This window comes from Liquorilactobacillus mali (genome assembly GCF_001437155.1).
GTDB classification, from domain to species: domain Bacteria; phylum Bacillota; class Bacilli; order Lactobacillales; family Lactobacillaceae; genus Liquorilactobacillus; species Liquorilactobacillus mali_A.
Map to the genome: position 1 here is coordinate 23,324 of NZ_JQAR01000008.1, position 18,982 is coordinate 42,305.

Genomic DNA, 18,982 nt, shown 5'->3' on the forward strand with positions numbered 1-18,982 from the left:
ATGTTAAGCTTGAAACAACTAAGAGAAATTCCTCGAGATAGTTGGAGCGGACATAATCATACAGAGTTTTGCTCACATGGAAGCGGCGAAGATGTTGAACTATATATTCAAAAGGCAATCGCAGAGGGATTTAAGACCTACTCAATTACCGAGCATTTTCCATTACCACAAGCATTTTATGAAAAGGCAAATGGATCTGCGCATTCAATATATACTGCTGCTATGCGTATTAATGAGTTACCAAGGTATTTTGCGAAAATGCAGAAGATTAAGCAGAAATATCAAGCTGACATCAAGATATTGATTGGATTTGAAATAGATTACATCGCTGAGTTTCGAGAATGGACGCAAAATCAATTAGTGAAGTATGCTAACCAAGTTGATGATACAATCTTATCAGTTCATTTTCTGCCAACTAAAGCAGGGTTGAGTGCGGTAGATGATAGTTTGCTTGATTTTAAAAATGGAGTTTTAAGCGAATATCAACGACCTGTGGAAGTTGCTAAAGCCTATCTAACTACTGTGATGGAAGCTGTAAAATGGGATACACGTTATAAACCAAAAAGGTATGGGCATATTATGTTGTACCGTAAGTGGAGAAATGAGTTTTCCAGCAACACGGTTTGGGAAGATGAGCAAGTGCAAGATAAATTGCATGCTATTTTGGATGAGATAGCTGATAGAGGCGAACTTCTTGATTGTAATTTTGCAGGCCTTTTTAGGAGCACCCAAACAGAAACCAGTCCAAATTATAATTGGATACAACAGGCACAGGAGAAAAGAATACCTTTAGTTTATGGTGCGGATGCTCATAAGGTTGAAAGTGTTTCTGCTGGATTCAACACATATTTGGAAAATAAATATTATTTGTAGGAGGTGCAACCATGAATTTGGAGATTACAGGTAATAAAAATTTTCGAATTTGTCAATTGACGGATATTCATTTGGGTGAGTATCCTTTCAATGATGCAAGCAATAAAACTATTCGACAAATTGAACAATTGCTAAAAGAAAATGATTTTGACCTAATCATGATTACTGGTGATCTTATTTGGGGTAAGTCTGTTGACAAACCCGACAAGGTACTGGGTGAACTGTATAAAATGTTGAATAAGTACAATGTTCCAGTTGCTGTAACCTATGGAAATCATGATAGTGAAGGTCAACATTCAAGAGCGGAACTGCGAGAATGCGAACAGTTTCTTGAGCATAGGGTACCGAAGAGACACAGTATGGTTGTTAATGATCGTGAAAGTTATACACTAGAGGTTTACCGAGATAATAAGTTAAGCAATGTTCTGTATGTATGGGATAGCGGTGATTATTTAAAGGAGGAGCCAGAAGATTATGCTGCTATTGAGCCGGAACAAGTTGAATGGTTCTGGCATTTGCCTTATGAGAAGGGAAAAAACAAGCAAGATATTGCATTCATGCATATTCCTCTGCCTGAATATAACTTGGTAGATTCATATGAGGAGGGGCAAAAGAATGAGAGCATTTGCGCATCGCCATATAATTCCGGCTTATTCTATAGTCTAAAAAAGGCAAAAAATATTAAAGCTCTTTTTGTAGGCCACGACCATGACAATAATTTTATTGCTGATTATAAGGGAATAAAACTTGGTTATGGCAATGTAACTGGATATAATACTTATGGCTCGCTGAAACGAGGGGCTAGAATAATTGAATTAACACCAACAGATGTAAAGACTCAGATTATCACTTTTGCGGAAAAATAAAAGTTAAGCAAAGCTACGGTATTAAGAAAGTAAAGAAAAGGCTTGTTTTCGATTTAAATCGAAAACAAGCCTTTTCCATCCTCAACTAGTACAAATTTTTTTAGGCAAGCAATAATTTTAATGGAAACTATAAAGTTGTATAATAATATCAAAAGAAACTGAGATAGCATTGATAATAATATAGTTAATTTTTAATAACTATTGCTAATAAAAATATGTGAATTTGTCAATATTGGAGGAATCAAGGATTGTTTAAGAAAATTGGAATTGGAATTCTTATAGTTATTAGTGCTATTTGTATATATTTGAGTATAGCTGAGAAAACAACTATTACAGTTAATTTCGTGGATGAAAATGGAACGAAATTACTGGTAAAACCAAAAAAATATTATGGTGTTCCGTATACATTATTGAGTAGTGGGCAGCTTGAAAAGAAGGTTCCCGGATATAAGCCGACTAAATCATTTATTTTTTTTCATACTAAAAATCAGAAGATAACATTAAAATTCACATCAAGAAATTATAAAAAGGAAATTGATAGTTTTAACAAGGCAAAATATGTTGCAGCAACTTTCCAACCAATGACAGTTACAGCCAAAAATGGATTTCAAAGTGATCCTTATAATACTGCACGAACGTATAATGGTAATAAGACAGGAAAAGATAGTTTGAGGCTTATCTACTCAGAGGATGGGATTAACTGGAAAAAATTACATGTTAGCTATCCAAGATTGAATGTCCGTGATCCTAGTATTATTAAAATAGACAATTATTGGTACATCGTATATACCAAGGGAATAGTACGAACAAAGGATTTTAAACAGTGGGAAAAGATTAAATGGCCTCATTCGAAGATTTTTGTCAATCACTTTGAGTGGGCTCCTGAATTTTTCAAGGATGCCAAGGGGAAATATCATATAATTATGGCTGGAAAGTCTACAACTACTGGCAATTTTCACCTTTATGTATCTGACTTTAATCAAAAAACTGGTCGTATTCTAAATAATTGGCAAGGTATAACTGGAAATAATTTGCCCAATAACATGATTGATGGAAACTTGACATATCATAATGGCAAATATGTTCTCTTTTATAAGAATGAGGATGTTACAACAAACAAGTTAACAAGGGCTACTTCTGATAATTATCTGGGACCTTATAAATCCGAAACACTAAACGTAAATCTTAAGGGTTATGATGGTGCTGAAGGGCTAGAAGCAATTTTTAGCGGTAATACCACAAGACTATATGTTGATACCTATAAATTTAATAAAAAAGGACAGACTATTTACAATGGTATCCACTATACGAAAGAAACGGGTCAAGGAAATACCTGGACCGAATTAAAACCGATAAAGGCACCGTTTATTGTGCGACATTTTGGAATTTTAAAAACTAAGTAACTGTATTTCAAACTTTCTGTTTCACTTACTAGCATAGCTTTTTTAAAATATAAGAAAGATGTTAAATGAAAATTCGTATTTATTCTCCGATAATATCAAAACCGTATCCGCGAATATGCTGTTTCAATAAGTCCAAATAATCTTTAGCAGTGTCACTGAGTTCAATCTTCTTGTGTTTAAGGTAACCAAGAGTCATTCTATCAGGGACATCGAGTGGAATTGCGACAATCTTTTCGTCATTGAGTTCACTACTGATGATTCCAGAACTTATTGTATATCCGTTGAGCCCAACCATTAGATTAAAAATTGTTGCACGATCACTGATTTGAATCCATTTTTTGTGTTGTAATGTACTAAGAATTTCTTCTGAGAAATAAAATGAATTGGTATCACCTTGCTCGTAGGAAAGGTAAGTATAGTCTTCGAGATCAGCAAGTGTGATCCTTTTTTTATTGGTCAAAGGATTGTCACGCCCAACAAATACATGGGGGTAGGCAATGAACAATGGAATAAATTCAAGATTCTTTTCAGAAATTAAACGCAGTAAAACTGTTTTATTGAAGTTGTTCAGATAGATCACACCTAGCTCGCTTCTAAAAGTTTGAATGTCATTCAAAACATTTTCTGTCTGTGTTTCACGCAGTGTGAAATTATATTCATCTTCACCGAGCTTTTTAACAAGTTCAACAAATGCATGAACAACAAAGGCATAGTGCTGGCCAGAAACACTGAAAATTTGTTTACGGACTGCCTCTTTACCAAAGCGTTCATTCAACAAGTTGACTTGATCCAAGACGCTACGTGAATAGTTGATGAATTCGCGTCCTTCAGCGGTTAAGGTGATTCCTAATTTACTACGGTAAAAAAGTTGAATCTTATATTCTTTCTCAAGTTCCTTCATTGCCTGTGAGAGTGAAGGTTGGCTGATGAAGAGCTGTTTAGCTGCCTCATTCATTGAACCAGTTTCAGCTATTTTTTCAAGATAATGTAGTTGTTGGATTCTCATCTTTTTCCTCCTTTGGTTATAGGTATTACCTATTATATCACTAAATAAACAAGTATTATCTAACAATGAATATCTTTGTTACACTGTATCCAATGAAAAGAATAACAGGAGGAATGAACAAATGACAGTTGATAAATTTCAGTTAGTAGGTTCACTGCTACGCACACCAGAATTACTCGAATATAAGAATAAGATCGAGCATCGTGATGATATAAAGTACCCATTTTATAATGACTTACCAGGTTACAAGGAAACAGAATCCAAGGCAATCAGTAAGATTATTCAATCTCAAATAGAACATAATTTGAGTGTAATCACTGATGGTGAGTACTCAAAATCAATGTGGCATCTTGATTTTCTATGGGGATTCAAGGGGATTGAACGATACATTGCAGACCATGGTTATACATTTAAAGATCATGATGGTGGTACATTTGAAACACGTAAGGATATTGGTATTAAGATTACTGGACCATTATCAGGTAAGAACCATCATTTTGTTGATATTTTCAAAGAAATCAAAAAACAAGCACAGGGGAGAACAGTTAAGACTACTGTTTGGGGAGCAGCACACGCGGTTACTGAACTGACAGTTTTTGATGGTCTTTTCGGTGAAGATCAGGTTTATAAAACAAAAGATGAGCTAAAAGATGGGGTAATCAAAGCCTACAAAGAATTCTTAGATGACTATAAGGCAGCTGGCGGCGAGATCGTTCAATTTGATGATTGCTTATGGGAACTTTTTGCGGATGATAACGAGAGCAGTTTCTTCGCTGATGGAACAAAAGGATTAGAGAATTTGGCAGACGAATTTGTTGCAATTAACAATGCAGTCGTTGATTATGGTCATGAATTGGGCTTGAAGGTCTGGACACATAATTGTCGTGGTAATTACGAGAGTCGTCATGCCGCAGGTGGTTCATATAAAGCAATTGCCGAGAAATTCTTACGTGATCAACATTACGACCGTTTCTTCTTGGAATGGGATGATGATCGTGCTGGTGATCTTTCTGCACTCGAAGTATTACGTAATAAGCCAAATGTTGAGGTCGTTTTGGGATTACTCTCAAGTAAAACTAATACTTTGGATGATGAGAAACGTGTTTATCGTTTATTAAACAAAGCCAGTCAGATTATTCCAAAAGACCGCTTATTTATTTCACATCAGTGTGGTTTCGCATCATGCGATTCAGGCAATGAGCTGACAATTTCACAGCAGTGGGCTAAGATTACACAAGGACAAGAAATTGCAAAGAATTTTTGGAGTACGGTAGCAACAGACTAAATAAATTAGAAGAGCAGGAACTCGAACAAATACTTTTTGTTGGAGGGCCTGCTCTTTTGCTGTGGCTATCAAGATAGTTTACAATTGTAAAGTGGAAGTCAATAAAAGTGCAAATAATAGGGAGAGCTCAATGAAAATAATAATTATTGGGAACTGCGGGAGTGGTAAATCGACACTAGCTAAGAAAATTGCAGCGAAGCTGAGTTACCCTTTATTGCAGCTCGACAGTTTATGGCATCAAACCGATTATTCACCCAAGGCAAAAAAATGGTTTGTCGAAAAACAAACTAGTTTTATGGAACAAAAGAATTGGATTATCGAGGGTAATTACCGGTCAACAATTGATTTACGTCTTAAACAAGCAGACCTTATCATATGGTTGAAGATAAATAAGTTTAAAGCAGTTTGGCGAGTTATTAAGCGTTCGATATTGTTTAGATTAAATAAAAAAACACGTCCAGAGATGCCCGCACGGTTCAAAGAACATTTTGACCGAGAATATTGGGAGTTCTTGAAGTTTGTCGTCTCTTACGATGAGAAGCAGATGTCCGAATTGATTCTGGCTAATAGTACCAAGCAGAGTCATCTGTTAATTATCAGGGGAAGAAAAGGAAAAGGGCAGCTTATGAACTACTTACTAAAAAAGGAGACTTGATTGTGGGAAAAAATTTTGAGCCAGCTCCTCTATTTATTTCGGATAAATGTGTACCATAAGCCAAAACTTTCAATTTAATCTCGAATTACCCATAGCAAAGTGTACGATATGTTAGTAATTTCGTATTAGTATCCACATTGTGCGACTCATTTTACATTTTCTTTTGAAAATCTGAATCAGATAAGGTAACCGATTAATTTGTAGTAGCAAAAATTGTTGAATAACTAGAAGTGTTACTTGAACCCGAGGTATCATTCTCGGAAAATGCGTTATACGCAGGGCTCATGTTGTAAGTTTTGCCATTATTATTAGAGATAGCTAGACTAAACCGATTTGTTGAGTCATCGGTATTATCTTCCAGACTGGCACCTGTTTGCCAGTTTTCCGTAATTTTTTTATTTGCAGGGGCCAAAAGGATACTCAGATAACTTGGAGCCTCCTGCGTAGTTGTACTTTGAACGTTAATAACTAAGCTATCATCGGGATGCAGGATAACGTGTTTAAAGTAATAAACTTGTGATTGATTCGTATCATCTGAAGTTAATGTTCCCTTTTTAAAGTCCAAAGTGTATGAATTGGCATAACCTATGTATTTTCCAGAATACTTTTTGTAGCGTGAAAAGTTGCTAACGGTAGTTGATTGCTTGACCGTACTGGATGAATCAGTTTTGCTTTTTGCGATTTTAGAGCTGGCACTTGAACTGCTGTTTTGTGCAGTTGTTTGCGAGGAACTGGTGGAGTCTGCAACACGGTTATTTGAATCGTGAGTGGTCTGTTTTTGCAACTCATTAAAAACAAAGATACCTACAAAAACAATAATAATTCCAATTGTAATCTCAACAATAATTGTGCGTTGGCGGATAGATCTAACCCTGAGATAATCGTCACGCCATGAGGGATCATTCTGGCGTTCTTTGTAGAAATCATATGTGTGTTGTGAACGTGTTCGTTTACTAGGATAAGTTTTAGGTTTCATAATTTCTTATATGGTCTCCTTATTTATAGAGGCAGTGAAAAGTTTTTTATTGGTACACCATGTCTTCTCAAATATAAAACGTTTTAAATGATAGCAATTTAAATCGGTCTTGTAATTATTTGAAAAATTTTACCTCTGACAATAACATTATTCTAATATATAATAGTAGCTATGAATAGAAATATGCAAGGATTTACGGGTTAATTAACCTAATATCAATATTTTACAGCAATGAACAACAAGAAAAACCGTTAAAATTTAAAACAATGTAGATTAAAATGGGCGTGAGGGAGTTTGTAAAATGGTAGATATTATATACATAGTTGAAGAATCTAAGAATAGCAAAGAATTAGAAATGTTCAACTATCTAATTGAACATAAGGAAAGTTTGGGAAAGCAGAATAGAAACCGTAATCTGGTAGTGTACAAAGTTTCAAAAAATGGAAAGGTTAGGCCTGCGGATAGTAAGGTTCAGGAAATAGTTGATTTATTGGGAACTAATGCATTGCCAATAGTTTTAACAGTGAAAAAGGGTAGCTTGTATAGTAATACTGAATTAGAAGCAATGTTTGATGGCATTTCACTTCAGCAGGGGGAAGAACATTAATTAAGTTATAATGAGATACACGAGAGTAGAGTTATTTCATAGGGGGTTAATATCATGAATATCGGATTCTATACAAGTTCAACACCGATCACTGTTTTGTCACCTAAAAGATTCGACCGTGCTCTGAAATTCTTAAAAAGCAAAGGGGCTAAACTGACTGTTGGAAGTCTCACTGGTAAGATTGATGGGTATCGTTCTGGTACGATTCTTGAACGTGCCCAGGAAATCAATGATTTAATACATAATCCTGAGGTTAACATCATCATGTCAACTATTGGAGGAACAAATACAAACTCGGTTTTGCCATATATTGATTATGAGTATCTTAAAAAGCATCCTAAGACCTTTGTTGGTTATTCAGATACTACAGCATTATTATTGGCAGTGAAGACTAAAGCTCCAGAATGTCGTATTTTGTATGGACCAGCCGTTGTTTCTTCATTTGGTGAATGGGAACCTCTTGTTGAAGAAACATGGAATTATTTTGAAAAAGTGGTTAATTCAAAATATGGAGAAAGTATTATTACTAAAGCTCCTCTTTATTGGACAGATGAGAAAGTTAATTGGGAAGATTTTGAACATGAGAAAAATACAGTTGTTAATAAGTGGCACTATACCAATGAGTCGACCCTAAAAGGTAGAATTATAGGGGGAAATCTCAACACAATGTATGGTTTTATTGCCTCTGAGTATTTCCCAAAATTGACTGCAAATGATATTTTATTGATTGAAGATGCTGAAAAAGATGCTTCAACTGTTGAGAAGAATTTTGCGATGCTCAAGCTTGCAGGTGTTTTTGATAACATCAAGGGAATTATTCTCGGAAAGCATGCGCTTTTTGATGGTGAAGGAACCAGTATGAAACCAATTGATATTTTGCAAGAAGTGTTAGGCAGCAAGCAAATACCAATTATTTATGATTATGATAGCTCACATACAGTTCCAATGATGACTACACCACTAGGAGCGGATGCGACAATTGATGCAGAAACAATGAGCATAGAATTTACAAATTATTAATTTAGTAGCAAAGCATAATAATGAGTGAAGAAATTTTGGAACACATTTACTTAGAATAAATAGAATGAGCTAGGCCAAATTTAACTTTTGACCTAGCTCATTTTTAACGATTAAAAATTGTTTAAACATGTTTATCCAAGATGAATGTAACTTTGAGTGTCATTATCTATCAGCCCTTCAATATAGTTAAATACCAATAATAGCCAACCAAATGAAAGCATGAAAGAGATAATTTCAAATGCTGTTAAGGAGAAGTATCCGACAACGCTGAATAAAAGTTCTGAGACTATAAGCGAGATTCCGACAGCATACGAGAGGAATATAAACTCTTTTGTTATGTCAGGTAGTAACCAACGGATACCAATAATTAATATCAGCACGAAGTAAATCAGGAAAAAAGCAACATGATCATGCAGTGTATGGAAAGAGGTATCATTAGGGAAGACCCCAACTAAAGCAAGATTGATTGCGACCATTGTCAATAAGATGCGTAAGAGCCAGAGCTTCCAAGTATGGGCATAGGTATTGTGCAAACTTACAAATAAATAATCAATTAATGCTAGCATCAAGAGTGCAGATAAGATAAGAGTCGCATTGAACTGCCAACCGCTTGAAGCTTGATTAGTTCCCAAAAAGCTGAGATTATGCTGCCACCAATAGCGTCGATTATTGACTGCCATTGAAATTACAACCCCACTGATAATTACAAGTGTCAAGACCGTTGAAAGTACATTACCATCAATTATTAATGCGAAGTGGATCATAAAAAGATTGGTGATGGTACAGAATACAAAAAGAATGATACTGGCAGTAAAATTATCAAACATCGCACCCTTAAACAAAACCCCAAGTAACCACATAGCGCTAACTAGGCAGAGAGCAAGAATTAGAGCAAAAGAAAGTACGATAACAGGAAAATTACGCCAATAAACATTTCTTGCGAATTCATTATGTGGATTCTTGCGGTCAATAATAAAGAAAAAGGTGAATAAAAGTGTGCCAACAATTGCTCCCAATGTGATAATGGCCGTTGCCAATGAAGAATTGCCAACCAAATTAATAGATCTGATCTTTTGCATAAGACAGTAAATATAGAAACCAATGCTCGTAATCAGTGCAACAGTAATTGGCCAAATAAAAGAATTCTTTGTAGGATATGCTTGATTATCCTGGAATTGAACGATTAGTTTATTGTTGCAGACACTGAGTATGGCCTTATCCTCGCCTTTGAGACCCAGTTTTTCACCAATATCAGCCGGAATTAACAATTGCAGATTCTTATTTTTCATAGTGTCCTCCAATACATAAAGTACTGGAATACATTATACCAAATTTTAAAAGGGAACATTAAAGTATGAAAATATGGATAATAAGATAAATGCAACAGTCATTACTAAATACTACTTATTTTTTTATTTTATTTTTACGAGAATCGTGCAAAATCTTCAGTGCACGCTTTCTAGTTTTGATATTGGGACTTTTAAGCATGCGGTAAGCTGTTGATAGATCAGTTTTATTTGACATAAGTATCTCCTTTATTTTCTTACTTCAACGAAAAGCGCACGTTGCTTGAGACGAGGCGAGTACTTCATAAGCTTGAGTGCTTCGGGAGTATTACGCTTGTTCTTACTTGTAAGATAGAGTCGTTCCTTAGTTTCTTTACATTCTAAAATAATATTTGTACGCAAGATGGTCACTCCTAATTTTTAAATAGTAATTATTACTGTTTAAAAATAACATAACATATAGGAGAAGTCAATAAGGTGTAGTCAGTTTAGCAAGATGGGTTGGAGAAAAGTTCATGTTTTGTATTTTGCTTATCTACCATTTGCTTATTTCCTCATTATTTATTGGGTTTTTGAGAATGCCCCACGCTGATGAAGAGTGATAATATTATCAAATTGGTTTGAGACATGTATTACTTTTTTTATAGAGATTTATAAAAAATGATTCAAATATATTTTATTACAGTTTATAATTAACACAATAGTCAGTAACCTAATAATTTAATCTGGGGGAAAAAAGTGTGAATAATAAAAGGGATGGGTTTTGGAATCAGGATATAATAAATGAAACAAAAAGTAGATTTGCTAATAATAGATCTTATATTTCTGAAACAATGCAATCCAAGATGATGGAAACACTTGATTGGGCTTATGATAAAACAACCAACGGATTACCTGGACAGGAAAGTATTGATGATTTAGTAAATGATTATTTATCAAAATATGATAAAGAAACTGCAATCGATAAATTAATACAGTTTCAAGTTGCCAAAGCAGCTACTTCTGGATTTGTAACAGGTTTTGGAGGAGCAATTACTTTTCCTGTGACAATTCCGGCTAATATTGCTTCAGTTATTTTATTCCAAATGAGAATGATTGCGGCAATTGCACGAATTAGAGGATATGATTTGAAGAGTGATCAGGTACAAACTTTTGTGTATGCCACACTAGCTGGTACTTCGGTTTCTGACATAGTTAAGAAGACGGGAATCTTGTTTACTAATAAGTTGGCTACAGGGATGATTAAGAGGATACCTGGTACTGCATTAGTACGAATTAATCAAAAGGTTGGTTTTCGGTTAGCCACTAAATTTGGTTCAAAAGGCCTTATTAATTTAGGTAAGATGGTGCCTGTTTTAGGTGCTGTTGTTGGCGGAACTTTTGATACAACTTCTACCTTGGCAATTGCTTCATTGGCCAAGAAGACCTTTTTAGAGGAAGGCGTAGCAGTTGGAGATGGGACGGTAATTGATAAGAAAATATTGAAAGTTATTCCAGAGAAAAGCAATAAAGAGTGGGACTAAAAGGGACTTTTATTAGTTTGAGAACATTTTTATCTCAGAATGAAATATGAGAATAATTTTTAATAAGAAAGGAGTTATGTCAAAAGTTAACTTTTGACATAACTCCTCTTATTTTGTATAAACATGTTCCATAAGTCAAAATTCTTGGTCAGCTCTGAATTACTCACTACAAATTACTCGCTATGTTTGTAATTTCGTATTAGTACACGAAGTTTATCGACCTATATCACACTCTTTTTGTACACATAATTTATTTAATATACGTATACTTATAATTCCACTGTGTTCCAGCAGTATTATGAATAATTCCCTTAACATCAGATTTCTGTAAATATGATGTAACCTGCTGGTAGACGGGGGTTACACCTTGATCGGCATTGAATATCTTAGCAGCGGCGACCAAATCACTCCAACGCTTATTAGCATTATTAGCATCCTCATTTTGCGCTTTTTCTATTAAAGCATCATATTCAGAGCTTGAATACCCACCATAGTTATAAGAAGTTCCAGTTAATGGAATTTGGAGGAATGTGATAGGATCATTGAAATCACCGCCCCAACCAGACAAGTACAGGTCAAAGTCGCCATCTTTTGCATTCTGCGAAGCATTGTTACTTGGAACGCTACGAATTGTTATTGATAAGCCAGGTAGAACTTTGGCGTATTGAGACTGTAAGTACTGTGAAACGACACTACTGCTGCTGTCGTCATTAGAAGAAAGCAATGTTAGCTTCAAGCTCTTCAGGCCAGTTTCTTGCAAGCCTTTTTTCCAATATTTTTTTGCCAGCTTTTCATTATATGCTACGGTATTTTTAACTGCCTGTTGTTTTGCAAAGTCTTCACCAGTTTTTGGATCTTTAGCTAATCCAGATGCTACAAAACCGGTTGGAATATAAGAACCATCCCCCAATACTCTTTTAGTAAGAACTTGGCGATTGATTGCTAGGGACATTGCCAAGCGAATATAACGGTTATTCAGGGCCTTACGCTTATCAGTATCTTTGTCTTTGAAGTTATATGCGATATATGAGATGTAAGAGTATGGATAAGATTTAAACTGCGATGAACTCTGATAGTTTTTAACTTGTTGATTAGACAAAGGTGTCATATCCAATTTGTTTTGCTGATAGAGTTCATGCCCAGTCGTAGGATTTTCTACAACAGTATAGTTAATTTGCTGCAACTTAACGACTTTTTTATCCCAATAATGAGTATTTTTTACGAATTTCCATTTGTTACCTGTTCCTGTCCATGACTTGATTGTAAATGGACCTGAGTAAACCATATACTGTGAACGAGTTCCATACTTGCTCCCATATTTTTCTACAACTTTCTGATTTTGTGGTCCGAATAATGGGTAAGCCATCAAGACTTTAAAATAAGAAATTGCCTTGTCGAGTTTGATGACAACAGTTTGTTTGTCGGGCGCACTAATACCGATTTGATTGGCAGATTTTTTGCCCGCAATAATTGCGTTAGCATTCTTGATACCACTAAATAAGTATGAATAGGGTGATTTTGTCTTAGGATTTATCGTTCTACGCCATGAGTAAACAAAATCTTGTGCGGTTATGCGATCACCGTTGCTCCAATATGCTTTTCTGATTTTGAATGTCCATGTTTTTCCGTCCTTTGAAACACTACTGGATTTTGCTAAACCAGCTGTTGTAGAACCATTTTTACCCAAACGATAAAAACTTTCAAAGACATTTCCAGTCTGGCCAAATCCTGTTGACTTTGAGATATCAATTGTACTTAGTGGAGCAGTAGCGCTGAGATTTAGAACTTGTTTCTGTGTGCTGCTAGTCTGCTTACCACACGCCGTAAGCAATAAAAATAAACTAGCAAAGATAGTTGTGATAGCGATTTTTTTCGAATTCATCTATTGTTCATCCCCAATTTTCTTGATTAAATACTTCTCCCTACAGAAATCAATTTAAGTTTATATAGCCTTGCTGCCTCTAGAACTACCGCGCCAAAAAACTAACCACGCGATAATCTTATGGAATCTAATTCTAGTCATAAAGCTTCTCCTTCTTTAAATTAATAATGACAGAACTGCAAATAAAAACGCCCCTGCAATTTAATGCAGGGACGTTAAAACGCGGTACCACCCAAACTTTACTGCGAAAGAAATAATTTCGTAGCCTCATAAACACAATGACAATATTATGTTATAGACGATAACGAGTCAAAACGTGCTGATAGCTTGCACCTTCAACAAAACTCCGGAGCCATTTTCGTCAAGTCTTAGACCCTGCCCTCTCACTATTAGCAGTCGCTGTACATCTGATCAGCTCAATTACTCTTTCCTTCAACGTTCACTTATCATGCTTTCTTTTTGATAGTATAAATGTTACTGAATTTTAAGTCAACTATTAGTCGTAAAAAATAAGGAATGAAAATAATTGCTGGCTGTTGATGATAGATAAAAAGTTATATTGTAATATTAATTTGAAAGTACGATACAAAAAAACTCACAGAGAATCCCTGGTAGTATAAGAATGATTAATAGATATTTTTTAGAAATACTAAATATGTTAGGCTAGTATTATCAATTAATATTAGGGGTATTTAAATTTTGAAAAAAACAGGTACGATCAGTCATATTGAATTATATGTGGGAAACTTAAAAGAAACACGAAATTTTTGGGAATGGTTATTAGTTGATAAACTCAATTACCAGCTATTTCAAGAATGGGAAAACGGTGTAAGTTTTCGTTTTGATGGGACCTATATTGTTTTTGTGCAGACTGAGAGATTTGAGCCAAAATATAATAGGACAGCTATAGGACTAAATCACTTAGCTTTTTATGTTGAATCTTCTCAGATTGTTGACTTGATTCGTCAAGAGATCCATGAGCGCGGATATAATGAGCTGTATGGGGAACGTTACCCTCATGCAGGTGGTAATGATGTGTATACGTTATTTTTTGAAGATCCAGATAGGATTAAAGTCGAAATTGTCAGTGATGAAAAACGAATTAGGTAGAGCTTAACTGCAAGTTAGATGATTTCTGTGATGATGTGATGGCCTATTAATACATTTTTTAGGTGGCAAGAGTAAAATGTATAAAGAAAATATCATAAAAGTTCAAAATAATAACATTAGGCAAAGATTAATCTAAGATTAAAATTAAATATGAACTAAAAAAGATGGAAAATAAAATAAAAGCCATCTTTTTTTATTTATACTAATTAATAATGAATAAATATTGTTATTACAGCTTTATTATGTATAATTATATAAAATGAGTGTTGCGAAATTATAATCCGTATCCTACATTAATTCTACAATTTTTCTTGGGATATAATGATATACAGAAGACATTATTTTAGTGATATAAGTTATAAATATTCAAAATGTAATGAGGAGGAGTTTAAATGGTTGAACAAAGTGCAGAAGATATTGCGGGAGCACAAGCTTTTATTGCTGCTAATAATATCAAACTCTTAGAGTTTGTGTATGTTGATTACAATGGAATTGCGCGTGGAAAGACGATTACAGTCAAGAAACTCGGCAGTCATTTGATAAGTGGGATTGGGATTACACGGGCAATGTTTGGCATGAATTCGCATGACCAACTCCAAGATATTGTGGGTATGACTGCAGTGGGTGAAGTACGGTTAATTCCAGATTTGAAAACACTTGCGCTTGTTCCGGGTGTCAAACAAATTGCCACATTGATGTGTGATCATTATGATACAGCTCAAAATTTGTATGAAGCAGATCCTAGGTTATTATTGCAAAATGTCCTTGAGAAGTATGCAGATATGGGTTTGAAAACAATTGGAACATATGAAAATGAATTTATTTATTTCAAAGAGAATGAAGAAAAGAAATTAGAGCCTGTTGATGAGCATCCCTGCTTTAGTATTGATGCAACTGGCACTTTTTATCATATGCTGCCAGAGGTCCTAGAGGCACTCGAAGAAAGTGGGATAGATGCTGAACAATATTATCCAGAGGCTGGTTTTGGACAGCACGAGCTATCAATGGAACCAACGGATTTATTAAGTGCGGCGGATAATGAAATTAGGTTTAAGCGTGTAATCAAAGGTGTTGCCAAAAAGCATGATTTATTTACGACGTTTGCACCAAAACCGCTTCTTGCGACCGAGGGAAATGGTGGTCACATACATTTTTCATTGTGGAAGATTGAGGACGATTCAAATGCGTTATACGACGAATCTGATGAGATGAAGTTGAGCATACTTGGAAAGTATTTTGTTGGGGGACTGCTCAAACATATAAAAGCTGTAGTTGCATTGACATGTCCAACGGTTAATTCATATCAACGATTACAACCGGGAGAGTGGAGTTCGGCTTATGCGACATATGGTCAGGATAACCGTGAGGCCGCAGTACGAATTCCATCAACTTTCTGGGGAAATCAGGAGAGTTCGATGAACATTGAATTGAAGGCCAGTGATGCCTCTGCCAATCCCTATTTGGCGATTGCAGGAATCCTGTTAGCAGGTCTTGATGGAATCAAAAATAAAGTCTTACCTAACCAACCTGTCGATGTTGACCCCGCAGAATTATCTGCTGAAGAAAGAGAAAAATTCGGAGTTAAAAAATTACCGAATTCCTTGGATGAAGCAATTGAAGAACTTGCAGCGGATGAATATTTTAAGAAGGTATTGCCTGCTAAATTATTAGAAGCATATTGCAAGGTTAAGAAATCAGAAGTTAAGTTTTATGATGGGATGCAGCAAGAAAAAATTGCAGAATTACATCGTTTGATTTACTAATATGAAGATATGAAATGAGAGGGAAAAAATGAAAGAAGAGAAAAAATTATCTTTATTAGAGGTTTTTGGTCTATCGATAGCAGTGGTTGCACCAACTGGAGCGATGGCATTTAATACTGCCGGGACTGCAGCTGCAGCGGGATCTGCAATTCCACTGGCATTTATCCTAGGTGGTCTTGGAATTTTTTTTGTTGGGATATCTTTTGTTGAGTTAGCGCATCATATTCCAGGTGAAGGTTCAGCATACGCGTATAATTCTAAAGCATTGGGTGAAAGAATAGGATTCTTATCTGGTTGGGCTTTAACACTTACATATATTTCCTTTACGGTCGGATGTGTGAGTATATTTTCTAACTTCGCTGATGTATTCTTGAAACATTTTGGTATTGACTTGCCAATTCCATTTTATATCGTAATTGCATTAGTGGCTGGTTGGTGGTTAAGCCATAAAGGAATTGAGTTTTCGACAAGATTTGCTTTGGTTCTTGAATTGATTTCGGTTGCAGCTTTGGCAATCTTAGCATTAGTAATTATTTTTTCTGGTGGTGATAATGGTAATTCAGTTAAACCTTTTGCTTTGGCTGGTACGCCTCTAAGTGGTTTAGGAACTGGGATGGTTTTTGCATTGTTATCATTTGCTGGTTTTGAAGGAGCTGCAACGGTTGCCCCCCAAGCGAAGAAACCTAAAAAAGCAATTACTGTGGCAATCTTAGGAACCGTAATTTTTGCAGTTATTTTTTATGTGGTTGTTAGTTATGCGCAAGTTATTGGTTTTGGAACTAGTAATATTACGAAACTTGCTAATTCATCAGCACCATTAAATTACTTAGCCACTCGATACGTAGGAAGTTATATGGCGGTGTTTATTGATTTTGCAAGCTGCACAAGCTTTTTTGCCTGCTATTTAGGTGCAATGAATGCTGCAGCATTTATGATGAAAGCCTTGGCAGATAACGGCTATCTTACATCTTGGTTTTCTGTAAATAAGACATTAGTTGCGACCCCTAAGCATGCTTTAGATACAGTCTCTGTTATTGCTTTGGTTGCCTATATAATCTTTGGTTTAAAGGTTGGTCCAACTAATTTCTATAATTATTGTGGGACATTGGGAACATTATCACTGTTACTGGTTTATGTAATGGTTAATATTGGAGCAATTAAGTATTTCATGCAACATCGTGAGTATTTTTCCTTTTGGAAACACCTATTTTCACCAATTGTGGGAACGTGTGTACTGATTTATCCTATTTACAGTAATCTTTGGCCAGTCCCGAGTTTTCCAATGAATTTGTTTCCATACATTGTGATTGTTTGGATATTAATTGGAGTAGTAATCTCATATAAGAGAAGAGTCAACTAAAAGGCAGATAATGGAGGAATCTATGAATGGAAGATACTTTATATTATTCAACAAACGACAGCGGAGATTTTGTTTACCCGATTGAGAAGGACAGCACAATTCTTTTAGTTGTAGATATGCAAAATGAATTTGTACTTGATAATTTTGGGGATGCCGTGAAGTTCAAAGAAGAAGGTACCTTTGAGCAGTGGCGTCCTTTTTATGAAAGGATAAACCAAATTGTCATTCCAAATAATAGAAAATTATTGAATTTTTTTCGTAAAGAAGATATGTTAATTTCCTATGCTCGAATTGCAAGCTTTAGAACAGATGGCCGAGACCGTTCACCTGTGCAACGACGACCAGGGTGGAATAATATTTTGTTGCAAAAGACATCCTACGGTTCACAAATCATTGATGTACTTGCCCCTGAAAAAGAAGATATTATTGTTGAAAAATCAACTGATAGTGTCGTTAATGGAACAGCTTATGTACAATTGTTGAATAATTTACAGATTAAAACAGTAGTAGTAACCGGTGTTGTTACAGATCAGTGTGTGGCAACATCTGTACGAGACTTGGCTGACCGTGGTTTTAATGTCATTGTTGCTGAAGATGCTTGTGCTGGAGCAACGATGGATGTGCACGAAGCAGAGTTGAAAATTATGAATCATATTTATTGTGATGTAATGAAGACTGAAGATATCCAACAGTTAATGGGAAACTTGATAAAATGATATAAGTTAAAATTTAAGACTAGTTTCAGTACTAATAGACGAAAATCAATTAATACTGAAACTTTTTTTATTTGAATTAATAATGCAAATAATTTTTTGATAACCCATCATCTTTGTTGACAAATGTAAACTTTGATAATATCATACACTTATAGTTACAACTGTAGACAAAAACAAAAAGGGTGACATAAATGACAGCAATCGATGCGACAAAAATGAGTCCTGCAGAATGGGAATTAATGCGAATTATTTGGACCAAGAATGGAGCAAGCAGTACTGAAGTAATTAAACTGATGCAGCAAAAGCGTGCTTGGACAGAATCTACAATCAAAACCTTGTTAAGAAGACTTGTGAATAAAAAGATTTTGAAGACTGTGAAAGACGGGCGCAAGTTTATCTATCATCCAACTGTTGGAGAAAAAGAGGCAATGGATGAAAATGTTACGGAATTATTTGACCATTTATGCAATATGAAAAAAGGGAAAGTTGTAATTGAATTACTTTCAAAATTAGAATTAAGCCGTTCGGATATTAAAGAATTGCAAAGAATATTAGAGCAAAAAAGTAAAACTGCACCAGAAATGGTGAAATGCGATTGTTTACCCGAAGGGATGAAAAATGAATGTTGTTAAACTTGCCAGAAAATAAGTG

The 18,982-nt window shown here is 35.1% G+C and carries 19 protein-coding genes; 13 read left to right on the plus strand and 6 right to left on the minus strand.

What is annotated here, in order from left to right; all coding sequences use genetic code 11:
- From hisJ to IV36_RS05235, 3 genes are all read left to right on the plus strand, one after another.
- On the plus strand, positions 1 to 873 hold the full coding sequence (hisJ, locus tag IV36_RS05225) for a histidinol-phosphatase HisJ (RefSeq protein WP_056991132.1): 873 nt from the start codon (positions 1 to 3) through the stop codon (positions 871 to 873).
- An 11-nt stretch (positions 874 to 884) separates the two neighbouring features.
- A complete protein-coding gene (locus IV36_RS05230; RefSeq protein WP_056991133.1) occupies positions 885 to 1,739 on the plus strand; it encodes a metallophosphoesterase family protein in 855 nt (284 codons plus the stop codon).
- 248 nt (positions 1,740 to 1,987) lie between these two features.
- Positions 1,988 to 3,142 carry a glycoside hydrolase family protein gene (locus tag IV36_RS05235; protein ID WP_056991134.1) on the plus strand — a complete coding sequence of 385 codons (1,155 nt, stop codon included), beginning with the start codon at positions 1,988 to 1,990 and terminating at the stop codon, positions 3,140 to 3,142.
- Positions 3,143 to 3,221: 79 nt separating this feature from the next.
- On the opposite strand, the gene IV36_RS05240 is transcribed toward IV36_RS05235, so the two are convergent.
- On the minus strand, positions 3,222 to 4,148 hold the full coding sequence (locus IV36_RS05240) for a LysR family transcriptional regulator (protein WP_056991135.1): 927 nt from the start codon (positions 4,146 to 4,148) through the stop codon (positions 3,222 to 3,224).
- A gap of 121 nt (positions 4,149 to 4,269) precedes the next feature.
- Between IV36_RS05240 and IV36_RS05245 the strand changes: the two genes are divergently transcribed.
- Together IV36_RS05245 and IV36_RS05250 are read left to right on the plus strand one after the other, a co-directional pair.
- Positions 4,270 to 5,433: a cobalamin-independent methionine synthase II family protein gene (locus tag IV36_RS05245; RefSeq protein WP_056991136.1), complete on the plus strand. Its 1,164-nt coding sequence runs from the start codon at positions 4,270 to 4,272 to the stop codon at positions 5,431 to 5,433.
- A gap of 130 nt (positions 5,434 to 5,563) precedes the next feature.
- Positions 5,564 to 6,088 carry a P-loop NTPase family protein gene (locus IV36_RS05250; protein ID WP_056991171.1) on the plus strand — a complete coding sequence of 175 codons (525 nt, stop codon included), beginning with the start codon at positions 5,564 to 5,566 and terminating at the stop codon, positions 6,086 to 6,088.
- Between the two features lie 193 nt (positions 6,089 to 6,281).
- Here the strand turns inward: IV36_RS05250 and IV36_RS05255 are convergent, their stop codons facing one another.
- Complete coding sequence (locus IV36_RS05255) at positions 6,282 to 7,064, minus strand: hypothetical protein (protein ID WP_056991137.1); 783 nt, start codon at positions 7,062 to 7,064, stop codon at positions 6,282 to 6,284.
- A gap of 301 nt (positions 7,065 to 7,365) precedes the next feature.
- On the opposite strand from IV36_RS05255, the gene IV36_RS05260 reads away from it, so the two are divergent.
- On the plus strand, positions 7,366 to 7,671 hold the full coding sequence (locus IV36_RS05260) for a hypothetical protein (RefSeq protein ID WP_235810247.1): 306 nt from the start codon (positions 7,366 to 7,368) through the stop codon (positions 7,669 to 7,671).
- 54 nt (positions 7,672 to 7,725) lie between these two features.
- Positions 7,726 to 8,691, plus strand: a complete 966-nt coding sequence (locus IV36_RS05265) for a S66 family peptidase (protein WP_056991138.1) — start codon at positions 7,726 to 7,728, stop codon at positions 8,689 to 8,691.
- A gap of 131 nt (positions 8,692 to 8,822) precedes the next feature.
- Here IV36_RS05265 and IV36_RS05270 read toward each other — a convergent pair whose 3' ends face one another.
- The 3 genes from IV36_RS05270 to rpmG form a co-directional block, all read right to left on the minus strand.
- Positions 8,823 to 9,980: a DUF998 domain-containing protein gene (locus IV36_RS05270; RefSeq protein ID WP_056991139.1), complete on the minus strand. Its 1,158-nt coding sequence runs from the start codon at positions 9,978 to 9,980 to the stop codon at positions 8,823 to 8,825.
- 115 nt (positions 9,981 to 10,095) lie between these two features.
- Positions 10,096 to 10,215: a putative metal homeostasis protein gene (locus IV36_RS12195; RefSeq protein ID WP_162097659.1), complete on the minus strand. Its 120-nt coding sequence runs from the start codon at positions 10,213 to 10,215 to the stop codon at positions 10,096 to 10,098.
- Between the two features lie 11 nt (positions 10,216 to 10,226).
- Positions 10,227 to 10,379 (minus strand): 50S ribosomal protein L33, encoded by a 153-nt coding sequence (gene rpmG / locus IV36_RS05275; protein ID WP_003688429.1) that lies wholly within the window; start codon positions 10,377 to 10,379, stop codon positions 10,227 to 10,229.
- A gap of 431 nt (positions 10,380 to 10,810) precedes the next feature.
- Between rpmG and IV36_RS05280 the strand changes: the two genes are divergently transcribed.
- Positions 10,811 to 11,500: an EcsC family protein gene (locus IV36_RS05280; protein WP_082623716.1), complete on the plus strand. Its 690-nt coding sequence runs from the start codon at positions 10,811 to 10,813 to the stop codon at positions 11,498 to 11,500.
- A 250-nt stretch (positions 11,501 to 11,750) separates the two neighbouring features.
- On the opposite strand, the gene IV36_RS05285 is transcribed toward IV36_RS05280, so the two are convergent.
- Complete coding sequence (locus tag IV36_RS05285) at positions 11,751 to 13,382, minus strand: peptide ABC transporter substrate-binding protein (RefSeq protein ID WP_056991140.1); 1,632 nt, start codon at positions 13,380 to 13,382, stop codon at positions 11,751 to 11,753.
- A 699-nt stretch (positions 13,383 to 14,081) separates the two neighbouring features.
- Here IV36_RS05285 and IV36_RS05290 point away from each other — a divergent pair.
- The 5 genes from IV36_RS05290 (at position 14,082) to IV36_RS05310 (ending at position 18,963) form a co-directional block, all read left to right on the plus strand.
- Positions 14,082 to 14,492, plus strand: a complete 411-nt coding sequence (locus IV36_RS05290) for a VOC family protein (RefSeq protein WP_056991141.1) — start codon at positions 14,082 to 14,084, stop codon at positions 14,490 to 14,492.
- A 392-nt stretch (positions 14,493 to 14,884) separates the two neighbouring features.
- Positions 14,885 to 16,255 carry a glutamine synthetase family protein gene (locus IV36_RS05295; RefSeq protein ID WP_056991142.1) on the plus strand — a complete coding sequence of 457 codons (1,371 nt, stop codon included), beginning with the start codon at positions 14,885 to 14,887 and terminating at the stop codon, positions 16,253 to 16,255.
- 28 nt (positions 16,256 to 16,283) lie between these two features.
- A complete protein-coding gene (locus IV36_RS05300; RefSeq protein ID WP_056991143.1) occupies positions 16,284 to 17,615 on the plus strand; it encodes an APC family permease in 1,332 nt (443 codons plus the stop codon).
- Between the two features lie 26 nt (positions 17,616 to 17,641).
- Positions 17,642 to 18,331, plus strand: coding sequence for a cysteine hydrolase family protein (locus IV36_RS05305; protein WP_056991144.1), 690 nt, complete (start codon positions 17,642 to 17,644; stop codon positions 18,329 to 18,331).
- A gap of 191 nt (positions 18,332 to 18,522) precedes the next feature.
- Positions 18,523 to 18,963 (plus strand): CopY/TcrY family copper transport repressor, encoded by a 441-nt coding sequence (locus IV36_RS05310; RefSeq protein ID WP_056991145.1) that lies wholly within the window; start codon positions 18,523 to 18,525, stop codon positions 18,961 to 18,963.
- Positions 18,964 to 18,982: the final 19 nt, after the last annotated feature.

What these genes read in the sequence shown, in the direction of transcription:
- hisJ (WP_056991132.1), top strand. Translation starts at nt 1, where the DNA reads ATGTTAAGCTTGAAACAACTAAGAGAAATTCCTCGAGATAGTTGGAGC.
- IV36_RS05230 (WP_056991133.1), top strand. Translation starts at nt 885, where the DNA reads ATGAATTTGGAGATTACAGGTAATAAAAATTTTCGAATTTGTCAATTG.
- IV36_RS05240 (WP_056991135.1), bottom strand. Translation starts at nt 4,148, where the DNA reads ATGAGAATCCAACAACTACATTATCTTGAAAAAATAGCTGAAACTGGT.
- IV36_RS05245 (WP_056991136.1), top strand. Translation starts at nt 4,270, where the DNA reads ATGACAGTTGATAAATTTCAGTTAGTAGGTTCACTGCTACGCACACCA.
- IV36_RS05250 (WP_056991171.1), top strand. Translation starts at nt 5,564, where the DNA reads ATGAAAATAATAATTATTGGGAACTGCGGGAGTGGTAAATCGACACTA.
- IV36_RS05255 (WP_056991137.1), bottom strand. Translation starts at nt 7,064, where the DNA reads ATGAAACCTAAAACTTATCCTAGTAAACGAACACGTTCACAACACACA.
- IV36_RS05260 (WP_235810247.1), top strand. Translation starts at nt 7,366, where the DNA reads ATGGTAGATATTATATACATAGTTGAAGAATCTAAGAATAGCAAAGAA.
- IV36_RS05265 (WP_056991138.1), top strand. Translation starts at nt 7,726, where the DNA reads ATGAATATCGGATTCTATACAAGTTCAACACCGATCACTGTTTTGTCA.
- IV36_RS05270 (WP_056991139.1), bottom strand. Translation starts at nt 9,980, where the DNA reads ATGAAAAATAAGAATCTGCAATTGTTAATTCCGGCTGATATTGGTGAA.
- IV36_RS12195 (WP_162097659.1), bottom strand. Translation starts at nt 10,215, where the DNA reads ATGTCAAATAAAACTGATCTATCAACAGCTTACCGCATGCTTAAAAGT.
- IV36_RS05280 (WP_082623716.1), top strand. Translation starts at nt 10,811, where the DNA reads ATGCAATCCAAGATGATGGAAACACTTGATTGGGCTTATGATAAAACA.
- IV36_RS05285 (WP_056991140.1), bottom strand. Translation starts at nt 13,382, where the DNA reads ATGAATTCGAAAAAAATCGCTATCACAACTATCTTTGCTAGTTTATTT.
- IV36_RS05295 (WP_056991142.1), top strand. Translation starts at nt 14,885, where the DNA reads ATGGTTGAACAAAGTGCAGAAGATATTGCGGGAGCACAAGCTTTTATT.
- IV36_RS05300 (WP_056991143.1), top strand. Translation starts at nt 16,284, where the DNA reads ATGAAAGAAGAGAAAAAATTATCTTTATTAGAGGTTTTTGGTCTATCG.
- IV36_RS05305 (WP_056991144.1), top strand. Translation starts at nt 17,642, where the DNA reads ATGGAAGATACTTTATATTATTCAACAAACGACAGCGGAGATTTTGTT.
- IV36_RS05310 (WP_056991145.1), top strand. Translation starts at nt 18,523, where the DNA reads ATGACAGCAATCGATGCGACAAAAATGAGTCCTGCAGAATGGGAATTA.